The sequence below is a fragment of the [Clostridium] ammoniilyticum genome (assembly GCF_025566905.1).
GTDB classification, from domain to species: Bacteria; Bacillota_I; Bacilli_A; order Erysipelotrichales; family Coprobacillaceae; genus Faecalibacillus; species Faecalibacillus intestinalis.
The window spans coordinates 1-17,201 of record NZ_JAOQJR010000023.1; the positions used below are offsets into that span (position 1 = coordinate 1).

A 17,201-nucleotide genomic window follows, 5' to 3' on the forward strand; every position below is an offset into this window, starting at 1 on the left:
CTCTCTCGTCGAGTGCCCATTTATATTACCATCCTCTCTCCCTTTTGTAAAGCTTTTTCTTGTCCTTTTTTTATTTTTTTCTCTTTTTCCCTCTTTTTCTGCCTTTATATCAACGTTTTTCCCATTGGTCTTTTTTTATTTTTTTATGATTTGGTGTTTATAGAGTATTTTAGATATTGCAAAAAGAAAAATTATTATACTTTTATATTTATTTTTATAAAAAAGAAACCCTTAAATAAAGGCTTCTTTATAATATTTTATTTAGCTTTTTCTTTTTCAACTAATGTATGAATATATTCATTTACTTGATCATGTAAATCTTCTCTATCTAATGCAAAATCTATTGTTGCTTTGATAAATCCAAATTTATCCCCTACATCATATCTCTTTCCTTCAAAATCATACGCATACACTGCTTGTCTATCTAATAATCTTTTAATGGCATCTGTTAATTGGATTTCTCCTCCTGCTCCCTTTCCTTGTGTTTCTAACAATTCAAAGATTTCAGGTGTCAATACATATCTCCCTAAGACTGCTAGTTGACTTGGTGCTTTCTCTACTGCTGGTTTTTCTACCATATCTGTTAGTTTTACCAATCTTCCTTTTGCTGGATGTGATTTTGATGGTTCTACGATTCCATATTTGCTGACATCTTTTTTATCGACTGTCTGTACTCCGATTACAGATGCTGATGTTTTACTATATTGTTCTATTAATTGTTTTAGTGCTGGTTTCCCTTCTTTATTGACAACCACATCATCTCCTAGTAGTACAGCAAATGGTTCATCTCCAATGAATGATTTAGCACATAGAACTGCATGTCCTAATCCTTTTGGTTCCTTTTGTCTGATATAGTAGATATTGGCCATATCTGCTATATCTTGGATCATTTTTACTTGTTCTAGTTTTCCTGATTCTTTTAATCTTTCTTCCAGTTCATAGTTTTTATCAAAATGATTTTCCATTGCATGTTTATTACTGTTTGTAATAATCAAGATTTCTTCTATTCCACTGTCTACTGCTTCTTGAATGATATATTGAATTGTTGGAATATCTACGATTGGTAACATTTCTTTGGCGATTGCTTTTGTTGCTGGTAGAAATCTTGTTCCTAATCCTGCTGCTGGTATAATTGCTTTTCTTACTTTTTTATTCATTTTTTCTATCCTTTCTTCATATAGAATATTTACTTAAACCATACCATTTTTTTAATTTTTATCAACCCTTTATAACCAATATGCTATTTTAATTACTTAAATACTCATCTAATTTAAATTTTTATAATTTTAATTACATGTATGATTATAAAATCAATAAAAAAGCAATGTTTTTAAATCACATTGCCTCTAATAATTATTTCTTTTCTACGATATCATTAAGTTCCTTAAAAATTGAATTTTCTGGTACAACGCCTCTTACTCTAGATAATGGATAAATATTACTATTTCTTCCAATAACAGTTCCAGGGTTTAAAACACTATTACATCCTACTTCTACATAATCTCCTAGCATTGCACCCATTTTTTTAAATCCCGTTTCAATCTCTTCGTGATTAAATCTATCTTTTACAACAACGAGTGTTTTATCACTTTTAACATTACTTGTAATTGATCCTGCACCCATATGAGACTTATATCCCAAAATAGAATCACCTACATAGTTATAATGAGGAACTTGTACATTATCAAAAATAATAACATTCTTTAACTCAACAGAATTACCAATAACACAATTTTCCCCTACTAATGCACTTCCTCTGATAAAAGCACAATGTCTCACTTCTGTTCCTGCACCAATAATACAAGGTGAACCAATATAAGCACTATCAAAAACTTTAGCATCTTTGTGAATCCAAACATGTTCATTCACTTCTTGATATTCATCCCCTAAAGTTTCTCCTAATTCAATAATAAAATCTTTAATTCCTTTTAAAGCTTGCCAAGGATACTCATATTTTGATAAATAATCCTTTGCTTGACTATGTGTTAAATCATATAAATCATTTATCTTATACATAAAAACACCCCTCCTACTTATCTTCTTCATAAAACAATTGTAATACAAGCTGTTTTAATTTACTATAAAAATCATACATTTTTTGTACATTTAATTGTCAATTAAACAAAAAAAGATTTTATCAATATTTTCCATTAATTCATAAAATCTTTTTTCTTTAAACTGTATCTAATTGCAAATAAATTTATCTTGCTTTTTATTCAAACTAATAAACCCTAAATATATTTTCTTTCTTAAAAGAAATAGTATTATCATTAAAGTAATAAATATCACTAAAATAACATTATCAATAAAGATACCTTCTTTTTGAATTATTATTGCATTATCAACATTATTATTAAATAACACAACATATCGATCACCTAAATATCTTTCTGTCGCAATCATATTGCTTGCGCTATATTCATACTGATCATATCCACCAACTTCTTTATCAAAATGAATAACATAATGCATATAACTAAACTTACTTGAAGAACCACTATCTGAACCATTAGAAACCCATGTTTTTCCATAAAATTCTGCAACAGTTACTGTTCCTTCAGATTTATATTTATAAGTATTTATTTGAATATCTTGGACAAGTGCTTTAATAGACAAACCAAACAGAAGAATAAAAATAACAATAAATGTTATTTCACCTATCACCAAACCCCAAAATTTCCAAGTATATTTTGTTGTTACTTCTGTAGTTTTCTTTTTCAAAATTATCCTCCATTTTTAGTTAAATAATGTTACTAATTGAATACATTCATCACTTTTAACGATACAAAAGTATCGATTTTATTTAGCACTTAAAAGGCAAATTGACTCAACATGTCTTGTATGTGGAAACATATCATAAAGATACATTGTATGAGTATGATAACCAATCTTTTTAAAGTATTGTATATCTCTAATTTGTGTCGTTGGATCACATGAAATATAAACAACTTGTTTAGGATTTAATATTTTAACCGAATCCATGAATTGTTTGGTTGAACCACTTCTTGGGGGATCCATAATGACAACATCTACTTTATGCTTTTCTTTCGCAAGTTTTTTCATAAATTCAGTCGCATCATCACACACAAATTGAATATTAGAAAGTTGATTCATACGTGCATTGTTTTTTGCATCTTTGATTGCATCCTTATTACTTTCCACTCCAATAACTTGTTTTACTTTTTGTGATAGAATCATTCCTATTGTTCCAATACCACAATAAGCATCAATTGCTGTTTCATTTCCTTTAATATTCAATAAGGATAAAGCTTTGGTATAAAGATTCACACATTGGTCATGATTGATTTGATAAAAAGATTGTGGAGAAATCTTAAATTTCAAACCACACAATTCATCAACAATAAATCCTTTACCATAAAGAACCTTATCTTCATTACCTAAAACAATTGGTGTTTTACGTGTATTGACATTTAAGACAATTGTTTTAATGCTTGGAAACCTCTTAACTAATTGGCTACAAAATTGTTTAGATCCACGCCACATATTTTCATTACATACTAAAACAACCATTGTTTGATTCGTTTTAACACCTCGACGAATTAAAACATGTCTTAATAACCCTTTATGTCTTTTACGATCATAAATAGAAACACGATACTTTCTTAAATAGCTTTGTATATATTGTAAGATTTCATCCATAATATCTTCGTGTAATAAACAGTGTTTATAAGGAATAATATCTTGGCTATGTTCTTCGTAGAGACCGTATTCATATTTTTGATTAAAAGCCACAATCGCTTTATTTCGATAACCATTAACTAATGGTGAAGCTACTGTTAGTTTTACATCTATTTTTAATTTTGTTTTCTTTATTTCTTTTTCTATAAATAATGTCTTTTCTTTTAATTCTTCTTGATATTGATCTTGTGGATAAAAGCATCCTCCACATCTTTTAATTATTGGACATTTCATTTTTTATCACCCTTTACTTGTCAATCATTATAACATAGGTATTATCATTTGATGAAATGATTTATGAGTGTTATAATCTAGCGGAGGTGAAATATATGAGTAAAATAGATATTATTTCTGGCTTTTTAGGTGCTGGAAAAACAACATTAATTAAAAAATTAATTGCTGAAGCATATCAAAATGAAAAAATCGTATTAATAGAAAATGAATTTGGAGAAATTGGAATTGATGGAACATTCTTAAAAGATTCTGGTGTTACAATCAACGAAATGAACTCTGGATGTATTTGTTGTAGTTTAGTAGGAGATTTCGAAACATCATTAAAAGAAGTCTTAGATACGTATCATCCTGATCGTGTTATTATTGAACCTTCTGGTGTTGGAAAATTATCTGATGTTATTAAAGCTGTTTCTACAATCAATAGTGATGAAATGGAATTAGATAATTTTATTACAGTTGTTGATGCTAAAAAATGTCGTATGTATACTAAAAACTTTGGTGAATTCTATAATAACCAAGTTGAACATGCATCATTAATTGTTTTAAGTCGTAGCCAAGACTTAACTGAATTCCAATTAAAAGAATGCTTAGACATCTTAAAAGGATTAAACGATCATTCACCAATCATTACAACTGCTTGGGATAAATTAAATGGTTTAGATATCATTAATGCTTGTGAAGTGAACGTTCAAAAAGAATTATTGCATGAACATGATCATGAATGTTGCGGGCATGACCATCATGAACACGACCATGACCATGAATGTTGTGGACACGACCACCATGAACACGATCACGACCATGAATGTTGTGGACACGATCATCATGAACACAATCATGACCATGAATGTTGTGGACACGATCATCATGAACACAATCATGACCATGAATGTTGTGGACATGATCACCATGAACACGACCATGAACATGAATGTTGCGGGCATGATCATCATCACCATGACCATGATCATGAATGTGGTTGTGGACATCATCACCATCATGCAGATGAAGTTTTCAATAGTATCGGATTTGATACTGTTAAAAAATATAACGAAGTTGAATTAAGTGATATCTTAAATAAATTATGTAATGATGATAATGTTTTAAGAGCTAAAGGTTTTGTAGATAGCGGAAATGAAGATTGGTGGTATTTTGATTTAGTACCAGGTGAATTTGAAATTCGTTTAGGTAAACCTATTTATACAGGCCAAGTTTGTGTAATTGGTAAAGACTTAGATGAAAATACAATTAAGGAGTTATTTTTAGGATAAGCGTATGAATAAAACAAGAGTTTATTTGTTTACTGGATTTTTAGAAAGTGGAAAATCTTCATTTATCCAAGATACTCTTCTTGAACAAGGTTTTGGTGAAGATGAAAAAACTTTGATCATTGCCTGCGAAGAAGGTGAAGTCGCTTTTGATATTCCAGCTTTAGAAAAAGAAAATGCTTCTGTTGAATTTATTGAAAACGAAGAAGATTTAAATTATGAAACTCTTCTTCATTTACATCAAAAATACCAACCAACACAAGTTATGATTGAATATAACGGAATGTGGGATAATACAAAATTCGTGGATGAAATTTGTATTGATCAATGGCAAGTTGTTCAAATCCTTACAACGATTTCTGCTGAAACATTTGATCTTTATTACAACAATATGCGTGGACAATTCGTTTATCATGTTACTGGTAGTGATTTAGTTATTGTTAATCGTTGTGATGAAAATACAAAGAAATATCCTATTAGAGGAAGTATTAAATCTTTAAATCCAATGTGTCAAATTGTTTATGAAAATAAAAATAGACAAATTGAAGATTTAACTGTTAATGATTTACCATATAACTTAAATGATGATTATATTGAAGTAAATGATATGGATTATGGTATTTTCTGTATGCATATTATGGAAAATCCTCAAATCTATGAAAATAAAACAATTAAGATCAAAGGTAAAGTGATTGGCCGTGATAAATTAATTGAAAATGGTTTTGTTTTAGGTAGACAAGCCATGGTATGTTGTAGTGATGATATGCAACTTTTAGGTTTAGTATGTATTAGTAAATACGCTAAAGATTTAATTAAAGATGAATGGTTAGTGGTTGATGGAACCATTAGTTTAGAATATGATGAATCTATTCAAAGTAATATTCCTATTTTACATGTTGATCATTTAGAAGGTGCTAAACCTTTAGAAAATGAATATGTTACATTTGATTAAGAGCATTTAGCTCTTTTTCTATTTTATTTATAAATACTTTCATGTATAATGAATAGGCAAAAAGAGGTGGAAAAATGAAAGATTTTTGGTATGAATTAAAACATGTTTGTAAACAAAGTGGTGCTCGATATGGGATTTTACATACTCCTCATGGAGATGTGGAAACACCTATGTTTATGCCTGTAGGTACACTAGCTACAGTAAAAGGAATTGCCCCTGAAATGTTAAAAGAAATGGGATCACAAGTAATCCTTTCTAATACATATCACTTATGGTTAAGACCTGGGGAAGATATTGTTGCTAAAGCAGGTGGTCTTCATAAGTTTATGAACTATGATGGTCCTATGCTTACAGATAGTGGAGGATTCCAAGTTTTTTCTTTGGGAAAAACAAGAAAGATCAAAGAAGAAGGCGTTTATTTTAAAAGTATTATTGATGGCAAGTCTTTATTCTTATCTCCAGAAAAAGCTATCGATATTCAAAACAAATTAGGAGCAGATATGATTATGTCTTTAGATGAATGTGCTCCTTATCCAGCAACTTATGATTATATGAAACATAGTGTTGAAAGAACAATTCGTTGGGCTAAAAGAGGTAAAGAAGCGCATCATAATGAAAAACAAGCGTTATTTGGAATTGTTCAAGGTGGAGAATATCCTGATTTAAGAGAAAAATGTGCCAAAGCACTTGTAGAAATGGATTTCCCTGGTTATTCAATTGGTGGAACGAGCGTTGGTGAACCAAAAGATGTAATGTATAAAATGGTCGAAGATGCGGTTCAATGGTTACCTGAAGATAAACCACGTTATTTAATGGGAGTTGGTAATCCAATTGATTTAATTGAAGCTGCGATTCGTGGTATTGATATGTATGATTGTGTTTTACCAACACGTGTTGCTAGACATGGTGCTTTAATGACACATCATGGACGTATGAATATTAATAATGAAAAGTTTAAAGAAGATTTTACTCCTATTGATCCTGAATGTGATTGTTATACTTGTAGAAATTATACAAGAGCTTATTTAAGACATCTTCATAAATCAGATGAATTATTTGGAAAAACATTGTTATCGATTCACAATGTAAGATTCTTATTACAACTTTCAGAAGATATTCGTAAAGCAATTCAAGAAGATCGTTTATTAGATTTTAAAGAAGAATTTTTAGATAAATATGGTAGAGATGTTTATAAGAGGGCTTTTTAAATGAAACTAAGTGAATTTGATTTTGAACTACCTGAAGAACTCATTGCTCAACATCCTGTTGAAAAAAGAGATACTTCTAGATTAATGGTAGTAAATAGAGAAAACGGAAATATTGAACACAGACATTTTTATGATATTCTTGATTATTTAAAACCAGGTGATGTTTTAGTAAGAAATAATACAAAAGTTATTCCTGCTCGTTTATTTGGAATTAAAGAAGAAACAAATGGACATGTTGAAGTTCTTTTATTAAAAGAATTAAAGAAAGATACTTGGGAATGTTTATGCGGTAATGCACGTATTGTAAAAATGAATACAGTCATTACTTTTGGTGAAGGCTTGTTAAAAGCAAAATGTATTGAAATCAAAGATGAAGGTATTCGTGTTTTTGAAATGATATACGATGGTATCTTCTACGAAATCTTAGATCAGTTAGGAACAATGCCTTTACCTCCTTATATTAAAGAAAAACTTGAAGATAAAAATAGATATCAAACAGTTTACGCTAAAATTGAAGGAAGTGCAGCAGCTCCTACAGCTGGCTTACATTTTACTGAAGAAATCAATCAAAAAATAAAAGATAAGGGTATTGAAATTCTTGATGTATGTTTACATGTTGGTCTTGGAACATTTAGACCTGTTAAAGAAGAAAATGTTTTAGATCATCACATGCATAGTGAATTCTATATAATCAGTGAAGAAGTCGCTGATAAATTAAATAAAGCTAAAGCTAATGGTCAAAGAATTATTGCGGTAGGAACTACATCAACACGTACTCTAGAAGCTAATATGAAAAAATATGGTAAATTTAAAGCAACAAGTGAAAATACAGATATCTTTATTTACCCTGGATATAAATTTGAAGCTATTGATTGTTTAATCACAAACTTCCATTTACCTAAATCAACATTATTGATGTTGATTAGTGCCTTTGCTTCAAAAGAACTTATTTTCAAAGCTTACAAAGAAGCTGTCAAAGAAAAATATCGTTTCTTTAGCTTTGGTGATAGCATGATGATTTTATAATGAAAATCAATTACGACTTAAAATTCAAAGAAGAATTAGAAAAAATAAAAGGTACAAAACCCACCCTACTTCTCCATGTTTGTTGTGGGCCATGTAGCGGAAACGTTTTAAAAGAAATATCTGAATTTTTCGATATAACTATTTATTACTCTAATTCAAACATTTATCCAGATACCGAGTATTTTCGACGATTTCATGAATTAGAAAATTTTATTCAACGCTTTAATCAAGATTTCAATCAAAATATTCAAGTTATTGAAAAAGAATATCAACCAAAAGAATATCTAAAAGATATTTCTCAATATAAAGATGAACCTGAAGGTGGAAAACGTTGTTATCTTTGTTATTCAAAGAGAATGAAAGATGCTTATGATTATGCATCTTTACATCACTTTGATTATTGGACAACTGTTTTAAGTGTTTCTCCACACAAAAATAGCCAATGGATCAATGAAATTGGCGCAAGCTTTAATCAAGAAAAAACACAATTTCTTTTCAGTGATTTTAAAAAGAACAATGGTTATTTAAAATCCGTTAAGTTCGCCACATTATATAATCTTTATCGACAAAATTATTGTGGTTGTGTTTATTCTTATCAAGATATGTTAGAAAGAGAAAAAAACAAGGAGTTATAAAAATAATTCCTTGTTTTTTATATTTTCGTTTCCTTTTTATTATAAAATATATTCTTTTAAACAATTTGTATAACGTAGATATCCTTCATGATTAATATGAAGTCCATCTTCATAGTAAACTTCAACAGGTTCACCTTTTTTATTACATAATATTGGATAAGCATTAATAAAAGTTACATATTCATAAGGAATTGTCTTCTTAAATTCCTTATAAATCATTTTTAATAAATCATTACTTCTCAATACACCAGGTGTATGTTTATAATCATGCATTGGTAAACATGGTAATGGTGAGACCACATAAATTTCACATTCAGGTAAATTATAATGTACAGTTTCTACAAGTTCTTTGACATTAATAGCAATATCTTTAGGTGATTGCATAACTGTTTTTCCTAAATCATTCGTACCAATCATATAAACAAGTTGTTTAGGTTTAAATTTTAAAACTCCTTCATCAATAAAATGAAGCAGCATTGTGGAAGTAATTCCACCAATACCACAATTATATTTATTATCTATTTCAGGAAAATATTTTTCTATATCCATAAATTGGGTGATAGAATCTCCAAAAAAGACAGTACCGCCTTCCTTTGCATTTTTATTTTGATCAATAATTTCTTTCATACGATCAATTGTCATTTCTCTTATTTGATAGTAATTTGTAAGAAATGTCATATTTTCTCTCATAATGTCGACCTCTTTTCTATATAATATTATTATATTTTTATTGTTTTATTTTTTCAATATTGAAAAAATATTGAATATACTTGAAAAAAGTGATATTTTATTATCATTAATATGAGGGGAGAATTATTATGGTGAAAATCGTCAAATTCGGTGGTTCATCTCTTGCAGATGCCCATCAATTTAAAAAAGTCGGTGACATTATCAAAAGTGATCCAGATCGTCGTTTTGTTGTACCTTCAGCGCCTGGTAAACGTTTTAAAGATGATATCAAAGTTACTGATTTATTATACAAAGCATATAACGCAGAAAGTGAACAAGAGTTTGAATGTACTTTCGATACAATCAAAGATCGTTATCAAAGTATTATCGATGAACTTAATTTAACAGTTGATCTTACTGAAGAATTTGAAGTTATTAAGAAAAACTTCCAAGATCAAATCAGTGAAGAATATGCAGCAAGTCGTGGGGAATATTTAAATGGTATCTTACTTGCAAATTATTTAGGATTTGAATTTGTTGATCCTGCAACATGTATCTTTATCGATGAACATGGAAATTATGATGATAAAAAAACAGATCCTGTTTTATCTAAAAAATTAAGTGAAGTAGAAAATTGTGTTATTCCTGGATTCTATGGTTCATGTAGTGAAGATCCTACAAAAATTAGAACTTTCTCTCGTGGAGGAAGTGATGTAACTGGTTCTATCGTTGCTAAATGTGGACAAGTTAAACTTTATGAAAACTGGACAGATGTTTCAGGATTCTTAGTTGCTGATCCACGTATTGTTAAAAATCCAGAAGTGATTGGAACAATCACTTATAAAGAATTACGTGAACTTTCTTACATGGGAGCAAGTGTTTTACATGAAAATGCTGTTTTCCCTATTCGTTCTCAAGGAATTCCTATTGTAATCAAAAATACTAATAAACCTGAAGATGCTGGAACTTTAATCGTTGAAAGTACTGTGCATAAACCAGATCATATTATTACTGGTATTTCTGGTAAACAAGGTTTTGCGACAATCATGATTGAAAAAGATATGATGAATGATGAAATTGGTTTTGGTAGAAAAGTTTTACAAGTTATTGAAGAAGCTGGTCTATCTTATGAACATACACCTTCTGGTATTGATACAATGAACGTAATTGTTGAATTAAATTCATTCATTGAACATGAACAAGAAATTTTAGCTAACTTACATCGTGCCGTTGAACCTGATTCAATTGAACTTGAATCTGACCTTGCTTTAATTGCTATCGTTGGTCGTGGTATGAAAGATGGTCGTGGAGTTGCAGCAAAAGTATTTACAGCCTTAGCTAATAAAAAAATCAATGTTAAAATGATTGATCAAGGTTCTTCAGAATTAAATATCATTGTTGGTGTTAAAAACATTCACTTTAATGACGCAATTCGTGCTATCTATAATACATTTATTGAACAAGAATAAAGACTTTAGTCTTTTTTCTTTTTATTTAATTCATATAATTTCTCTAGGAATTATCTAAAAAAGATGTTATAATAAACAAGAGGTGGTCATATGAAAATATCAACAAGAGGGCGTTATGCTCTAAGATTAATGATTGATTTAGCCCAAAATAAAGAACAAGGAAATATATCTCTTAAAGATGTTGCTAAAAGACAAGAAATTTCTATCAAATATCTTGAACAAATAGCTACTCCTTTAATTCGTGCAGGACTTATTAAAAGCGTTAGAGGTGCCCAAGGTGGATATTCTCTTACAAGAGATATGAATAAATATACAGCAAAAGATATTTTAGTTGCTGTTGAAGGTCCAATCGCTTGTGTTGCCTGTTTAGAAACTGAACCTAATCAATGTCCTCGTTATAGTGAATGTTTAACTCTTCCTTTTTATAAAGGACTAAATAAAGTTATTACTGATTATTTAGAATCCTATACTTTAGAAGATCTTGCTGATTTACATGGATATCAAATTGAATATATTATCTAATAAACATATCATTGATATGTTTTTTTATTTAAAAATCGTGTATTTCTACACGATCAATCATCATAATGTTCTAAAAACAGATGTTTTCCTTCATCATCTTTATAAGCAACAATTGTTTTTAAATTGACATTTTCTACACTTTTAAAAATATTTCCTTCAACAAAAGGATTTACTTTCTTTAAATCCTTAATTAATTGTTTAATTTCTAAACGTTTAGAAGCATTTTCTTCATCATGAGCATCTTGATTTTCTTCAGTAAATTTACATGCACATTGTAAAAATGTTAATTCATGTTCATCTCTCCATGCCTTAATATCATCTTCACGAATAAGATACATCGGTCTAATAAGTTCCATTCCTTCAAAATTCAAACTATGAAGTTTAGGCATCATTGTTTGAATTTGTGCTCCATAAAGCATACCCATTAAAATAGTTTCAATAACATCATCATAGTGATGTCCCAAAGCAATCTTATTACATCCTAATTTCTTTGCCTTAGCATATAAATGTCCTCTTCTCATTCTCGCACATAAATAACAAGGAGATTTTTCTATATTAAAAACAGAATCAAATATTTGTGAATAAAATATTTGAATTGGAATATTTAATTTTTTCGAATTATCAATGATCATTTGTCTATTTACTTTATTGTACCCAGGATCCATTACCATAAAAACAAGTTCAAATTCAAATTTATTATGTCTTTTTAATTCTTGAAAGAGCTTAGCCATCAACATAGAATCTTTTCCACCAGAAATACATACAGCAATTTTATCTCCAGGTTTTACTAATTCATATTGATTAATAGCCTTGCAAAAAGGTCTCCATAATTTTTTCTTATATTTTTTTTGAATACTCTTCTCTACTTCTTTTAAATACTCCAAATTATCCATCTTTTATCCTCACTTTCTCTATTTATAAAAACAAAATTCATATCTAAAGTCAAATATTTTCGAATAATTCACATAAAAAGTTCAAATTCAATTCATATTGATATATAAAATGATAGCGAGGTGATAATTATGGCTGAAAGATTTAAATTCAACGATGAAGAAGAAAATATAGATGAAAACGATAATCAACAAGATGATTTAGAAAAAGAATACTATGATAATACTGATTATTCCTATACAAAAAGTAAAAATAAAAAAAGACCTAAAACAAAAAAGGTAACAAGAAAGAAGACAAAAACGAAAGTGAAAAAGAAAAAAAATGGACGTTCTAAAATTTCTACTTTTCTTATCACGTTACTTATTTTACTTTTAATTGTTGGTGCAGGAGTTGGTGGCTATTTTGCATATGAACATTATCAAGATCAACAAAAACAAATTAATCAATTAGAAAAACAAGTAGATCAACAAAATAAAACAAAAACAGACAAGTCAACATCTACAAAAAAGGAATCCCAACAAGAAAAATCTTCTTCATCTAAAAATGAAGAAAGTACATCAAGTGATAATACAACAAACAGCGATGAAAGTGATTCATCACAAAATACAACCGATGATTCTTCATCAAATGAAAATACAAATTCAGATTCAACAACTGAAACAGAATAAAAAACTTGGCATTTGCCAAGTTTTTAAATTTGATCTAAAGCTTCTTTTAAATCAAATAAGATATCATCAATATGTTCTGTACCAATTGATAAACGAATTGTATTAGGTTGAATTCCAACATCAGCTAATTCTTCTTCTGTTAATTGTGAATGTGTAGTTGTTGCTGGATGAATAACTAATGATTTAACATCAGCGACATTAGCAAGTAATGAGAATACTTGTAAATTATCAATAAATTTATGAGCTTCTTCTACGCCACCTTTAATATTAAAAGTAAAGATTGATCCTCCACCATTTGGGAAATATTTTTCATATAAAGCATGATCTGGATGATCTGGTAATGAAGGATGATTTACTTTTTCTACTGCTGGATGTTGTTGTAAGAACTCAACAACTTTTTTAGTATTTTCATTATGACGATCAATTCTTAAAGATAATGTTTCTGTACCTTGTAATAATAAGAATGCATTGAATGGAGAAATTGTAGCTCCTGTATCTCTTAATAAGATTGCTCTAATATAAGTAACGAAAGCAGCTGGTCCTGCAGCTTCAGTAAATTTCACTCCATGATAACTTGGGTTAGGTTCACTGATCCATGGATAACGTCCACTCTTAGCCCAATCATAAGTACCACCATCAACAATGACACCGCCTAAACTTGTACCATGACCACCAATAAATTTAGTAGCACTATGAACAACGATATCAGCACCATGTTCAATTGGTCTAAATAGATATGGTGTACCAAATGTATTATCAACAACAACTGGTAATCCATGTTTTTTAGCGATTGCACTAATTGCATCGATATCAGGAATATCACTATTAGGATTTCCTAAAGTTTCTAAATAAATTGCTTTTGTGTTTTCTTGAATTGCATCTTCAACTTCTTGTAAATTATGAGCATCTACGAAAGTAGTTGTAATTCCATATTGAGTAAATGTATGTGCTAATAAGTTAGAAGTTCCCCCATAAATTGTTTTTTGAGCAACGATATGTTCACCTTGTCCTGCTAAAGCTTGAATAGTATAAGCGATTGCAGCTGCTCCAGAAGCAACAGCTAAACCTGCTACCCCACCTTCTAAAGCGGCAATACGATCTTCAAATACACCTTGTGTAGAGTTTGTTAAACGTCCATAGATGTTCCCCGCATCTGCTAATTCAAAACGCGCTGCAGCATGTGCACTATTTTTAAATACATAAGATGTTGTTTGATAAATAGGTACTGCTCTTGCATCTGTTGCTGGATCTGGTTGTTCTTGTCCTACATGTAATTGTAATGTTTCAAATTTAAATTTTCTATCTTCTCTTTTAGTTACTGCCATTTTAATTTCCTCTTCTTTCTTTTGTATAAATATTATATATTGTTTTATGAATAAATAAAACTATTTACACATTCGTCCGTTACGGAAATTATGTCTTAATTCTTCAATCATTTAAATTCCCCTATCTAATCTTGAATTAAAGGTGTTGATAAATAACGATCTCCACCATCTGGTAATAAGACGACAATTGTCTTCCCTGCATTTTCTTCTCTCTTGGCTAGTTCTTTGGCTGCATATAATGCTGCTCCTGATGATATTCCTACTAAGATTCCTTCTGTCTTTGCCATTTCTTTCCCTGTCGCAAATGCATCTTCATTTTCTACTGTAATGATTTCATCATAAATCTTTGTATCCAATGTTTCTGGTACAAATCCTGCCCCGATTCCTTGGATCTTATGTGCTCCACCTTTCCCTGTTGATAATACTGGTGAGCTTGCTGGTTCTACTGCCACTACTTTTACTTCTGGATTCTTTTCTTTCAAGTATTTCCCTATCCCTGAAATTGTTCCTCCTGTTCCTACTCCGGCTACAAAGATATCTACTTTTCCTTCTGTTTGTTCATAGATTTCTGGTCCTGTTGTTTTATAGTGTGCTGTTGGATTCGCTGGATTTTCAAACTGTCCTGGAATGAAGCTATTTTCGATTTGTGATGCCAATTCTTTTGCTTTGGCGATTGCTCCCTTCATTCCTTCACTTCCTGGTGTTAAGACTAATTCTGCTCCATATGCCTTCATAAGATTTCTTCTTTCTACCGACATTGTTTCTGGCATTGTAATAATGATCTTGAGATTCAATGCTGTTGCTACGGCTGATAGTCCAATTCCTGTATTTCCACTTGTTGGTTCAATCAATGTTGTATTTTCATTGATCAATCCTTTTTCTAGTGCATCTAGGATCATTTCTTTTGCAATTCTGTCTTTGACTGATCCTGCGGGATTGAAGTATTCTAGTTTTGCGAGTACATCTGCTTTCAATTCATCTTTCTTGATTAAGTTGTTTACTCTTACTAGTGGTGTATTCCCTACTAGGTCTAAAAAACTGTTTTTTACTTTGCTCATATTTTTATTTCTTCTTATTCCTATAGATTTACTATGCTTTATAGGATATACCTACTTACTTTAAGTGTCAACAAATATGATAAATAAAAAAAAGACCAACAAATGTTGGTCCTGAATTATTAAGCATTTAAAGCTTTTTTAGCTGTTTCAACGATAGCTGTGAAACCTTCTGGATCGCAAATTGCGATTTCAGATAACATTTTTCTGTTGATTTCAACGTTAGCTAATTTTAAACCGTGCATTAATTTAGAATATGAGATATCATTCATTCTAGCTGCAGCGTTAATACGTGCAATCCATAATTTTCTCATATTTCTTTTTAAGTTTCTTCTATCTCTATAAGCATATGCCATTGAGTGCATTACTTGTTCATGAGCAGTTTTATATAATTTATGTTTAGCTCCAAAATATCCTTTGGCTAATTTAATAACTTTTTTTCTTCTATGTCTAGTTGTATATCCACCTTTAACTCTTGCCATTGTGTATTCCTCCTGTATTTATTTTTAACTAAAATTATTTAGGTAATCTTGATTTAATTCTCTTGTAATCTGAAGCACTTACAACTGTAGCTTTTGCTAAGTGTTTCTTTTGTTTATGAGTTTTATTGTGTGATAAGTGTGAAATGTAAGCATGGCTACGTTTTAATTTTCCACTACCTGTTCTTTTTAAACGTTTTTTTAATCCGCTATGTGTTTTAATTTTTGGCATAATTGTTTCCTCCATTAATTATTTTTTCTTTTTTGGTGCTAATATAGCTGTTAAAGTACGTCCTTCTAATTTTGCTGGTTTTTCAATTTGACCAACTTCTGCACATTCTTCAACAAAGTCATCAATAACTTTTTTACCCAAATCAACGTGTGCAAGTTGTCTACCTCTAAATCTGATTGCAACTTTAACTTTGTTTCCTTCTTCTAACCATTTTAATGTTCTTTTTAATTTAACATTTTTATCATGAGTATCAATAGTTACTGATAATTGAGTTTCCTTTAAAGTTACCACTTTAGAGTTTTTCTTCATTTCTCTTGCTTTCTTTTGTTGTTCAAAACGATATTTACCAAAGTCCATAATACGACAAACTGGTGGTTTTGCATTAGGTGCAACACAAACTAAGTCTAAATTTGCATCATAAGCAATATCCAACGCTTCTCTACTACTTTTTACTCCTAATTGATCACCGTTTTGATCAATAACCAACACTTCCTTAAAACGAACTCTTTCGTTTACTAAATCATCAGGTTGTTTTGGTTTTCTGTTATCAAATCTGCTAATAAAAGCCACCTCCAATTATTATAGTTGAAATAAAAAGTGAGCACACTGAGTACCCACCATTGACATTAAGATTAAATCTTAGTGACATTTGCCTATCGACAAAATCAATCAGGCGAGAAGTAGGCACTTCTTCTTTCCACTACTTTTTATTGCACGTAGATATTACCATCATATGCCACTCATGTCAATAAAATTATTGATTATTTCAAGATTTTTTATTTTCCTGTATTGTAAAATGAAACTGGAATTAAGGAATTGATAACAAGGGGCATGCCCCTTGTTATCAATTCGCGCCTGTGACATGCCCC

General features: G+C 29.9%; 19 protein-coding genes. 8 read left to right on the top strand and 11 right to left on the bottom strand.

What is annotated here, in order from left to right; translation table 11 throughout:
* Positions 1-257: 257 nt before the first annotated feature.
* From galU to rlmD, 4 genes are all read right to left on the bottom strand, one after another.
* Positions 258-1,157, bottom strand: a complete 900-nt coding sequence (gene galU, locus OCV55_RS13475) for a UTP--glucose-1-phosphate uridylyltransferase GalU (protein ID WP_107030690.1) — start codon at positions 1,155-1,157, stop codon at positions 258-260.
* 196 nt (positions 1,158-1,353) lie between these two features.
* Positions 1,354-2,016: an acyltransferase gene (locus OCV55_RS13480; protein ID WP_147580879.1), complete on the bottom strand. Its 663-nt coding sequence runs from the start codon at positions 2,014-2,016 to the stop codon at positions 1,354-1,356.
* Between the two features lie 168 nt (positions 2,017-2,184).
* A complete protein-coding gene (locus tag OCV55_RS13485) occupies positions 2,185-2,721 on the bottom strand; it encodes a hypothetical protein (RefSeq protein ID WP_147580880.1) in 537 nt (178 codons plus the stop codon).
* Positions 2,722-2,799: 78 nt separating this feature from the next.
* Complete coding sequence (gene rlmD / locus OCV55_RS13490) at positions 2,800-3,933, bottom strand: 23S rRNA (uracil(1939)-C(5))-methyltransferase RlmD (protein WP_147580881.1); 1,134 nt, start codon at positions 3,931-3,933, stop codon at positions 2,800-2,802.
* A 95-nt stretch (positions 3,934-4,028) separates the two neighbouring features.
* Between rlmD and OCV55_RS13495 the strand changes: the two genes are divergently transcribed.
* From OCV55_RS13495 to OCV55_RS13515, 5 genes are all read left to right on the top strand, one after another.
* Positions 4,029-5,204 carry a CobW family GTP-binding protein gene (locus OCV55_RS13495; RefSeq protein ID WP_147580882.1) on the top strand — a complete coding sequence of 392 codons (1,176 nt, stop codon included), beginning with the start codon at positions 4,029-4,031 and terminating at the stop codon, positions 5,202-5,204.
* Positions 5,205-5,208: 4 nt separating this feature from the next.
* Complete coding sequence (locus tag OCV55_RS13500; protein WP_032089928.1) at positions 5,209-6,153, top strand: TIGR03943 family putative permease subunit; 945 nt, start codon at positions 5,209-5,211, stop codon at positions 6,151-6,153.
* A gap of 74 nt (positions 6,154-6,227) precedes the next feature.
* Complete coding sequence (tgt, locus tag OCV55_RS13505) at positions 6,228-7,361, top strand: tRNA guanosine(34) transglycosylase Tgt (RefSeq protein ID WP_032089927.1); 1,134 nt, start codon at positions 6,228-6,230, stop codon at positions 7,359-7,361.
* Entirely contained in the window at positions 7,362-8,387 is a 1,026-nt protein-coding gene (queA, locus tag OCV55_RS13510) for a tRNA preQ1(34) S-adenosylmethionine ribosyltransferase-isomerase QueA (RefSeq protein ID WP_032089926.1), read from the top strand.
* Positions 8,387-9,022, top strand: coding sequence for an epoxyqueuosine reductase QueH (locus OCV55_RS13515; protein WP_147580883.1), 636 nt, complete (start codon positions 8,387-8,389; stop codon positions 9,020-9,022). The genes queA and OCV55_RS13515 overlap by 1 nt, the downstream gene beginning before the upstream one ends.
* Before the next feature lie 39 nt (positions 9,023-9,061).
* Here OCV55_RS13515 and OCV55_RS13520 read toward each other — a convergent pair whose 3' ends face one another.
* Complete coding sequence (locus OCV55_RS13520) at positions 9,062-9,712, bottom strand: GDSL-type esterase/lipase family protein (protein ID WP_147580884.1); 651 nt, start codon at positions 9,710-9,712, stop codon at positions 9,062-9,064.
* A 128-nt stretch (positions 9,713-9,840) separates the two neighbouring features.
* Here OCV55_RS13520 and OCV55_RS13525 point away from each other — a divergent pair, with 128 nt between their 5' ends.
* Together OCV55_RS13525 and OCV55_RS13530 are read left to right on the top strand one after the other, a co-directional pair.
* Positions 9,841-11,160 (top strand): aspartate kinase, encoded by a 1,320-nt coding sequence (locus OCV55_RS13525; RefSeq protein WP_032089923.1) that lies wholly within the window; start codon positions 9,841-9,843, stop codon positions 11,158-11,160.
* 90 nt (positions 11,161-11,250) lie between these two features.
* The gene (locus tag OCV55_RS13530; protein WP_119363891.1) at positions 11,251-11,682 is read left to right on the top strand and encodes an RrF2 family transcriptional regulator; all 432 of its coding nucleotides are present in this window, start codon (positions 11,251-11,253) and stop codon (positions 11,680-11,682) included.
* A gap of 53 nt (positions 11,683-11,735) precedes the next feature.
* Here the strand turns inward: OCV55_RS13530 and OCV55_RS13535 are convergent, their stop codons facing one another.
* Positions 11,736-12,575, bottom strand: a complete 840-nt coding sequence (locus OCV55_RS13535) for a tRNA 2-thiocytidine biosynthesis TtcA family protein (RefSeq protein WP_147580885.1) — start codon at positions 12,573-12,575, stop codon at positions 11,736-11,738.
* Positions 12,576-12,704: 129 nt separating this feature from the next.
* Here OCV55_RS13535 and OCV55_RS13540 point away from each other — a divergent pair, with 129 nt between their 5' ends.
* Entirely contained in the window at positions 12,705-13,241 is a 537-nt protein-coding gene (locus tag OCV55_RS13540) for a hypothetical protein (RefSeq protein WP_147580886.1), read from the top strand.
* 23 nt (positions 13,242-13,264) lie between these two features.
* Here the strand turns inward: OCV55_RS13540 and OCV55_RS13545 are convergent, their stop codons facing one another.
* The 5 genes from OCV55_RS13545 to infC form a co-directional block, all read right to left on the bottom strand.
* On the bottom strand, positions 13,265-14,566 hold the full coding sequence (locus tag OCV55_RS13545) for an O-acetylhomoserine aminocarboxypropyltransferase/cysteine synthase family protein (RefSeq protein WP_032089920.1): 1,302 nt from the start codon (positions 14,564-14,566) through the stop codon (positions 13,265-13,267).
* 125 nt (positions 14,567-14,691) lie between these two features.
* Positions 14,692-15,624 (bottom strand): cysteine synthase A, encoded by a 933-nt coding sequence (cysK, locus tag OCV55_RS13550; RefSeq protein WP_139939924.1) that lies wholly within the window; start codon positions 15,622-15,624, stop codon positions 14,692-14,694.
* A 119-nt stretch (positions 15,625-15,743) separates the two neighbouring features.
* A complete protein-coding gene (gene rplT, locus OCV55_RS13555) occupies positions 15,744-16,103 on the bottom strand; it encodes a 50S ribosomal protein L20 (RefSeq protein ID WP_022002087.1) in 360 nt (119 codons plus the stop codon).
* Between the two features lie 34 nt (positions 16,104-16,137).
* Positions 16,138-16,332, bottom strand: coding sequence for a 50S ribosomal protein L35 (gene rpmI / locus OCV55_RS13560; RefSeq protein ID WP_022002088.1), 195 nt, complete (start codon positions 16,330-16,332; stop codon positions 16,138-16,140).
* 18 nt (positions 16,333-16,350) lie between these two features.
* Positions 16,351-16,908, bottom strand: a complete 558-nt coding sequence (gene infC, locus OCV55_RS13565; RefSeq protein ID WP_032089875.1) for a translation initiation factor IF-3 — start codon at positions 16,906-16,908, stop codon at positions 16,351-16,353.
* Between the last annotated feature and the right edge of the window lie 293 nt (positions 16,909-17,201).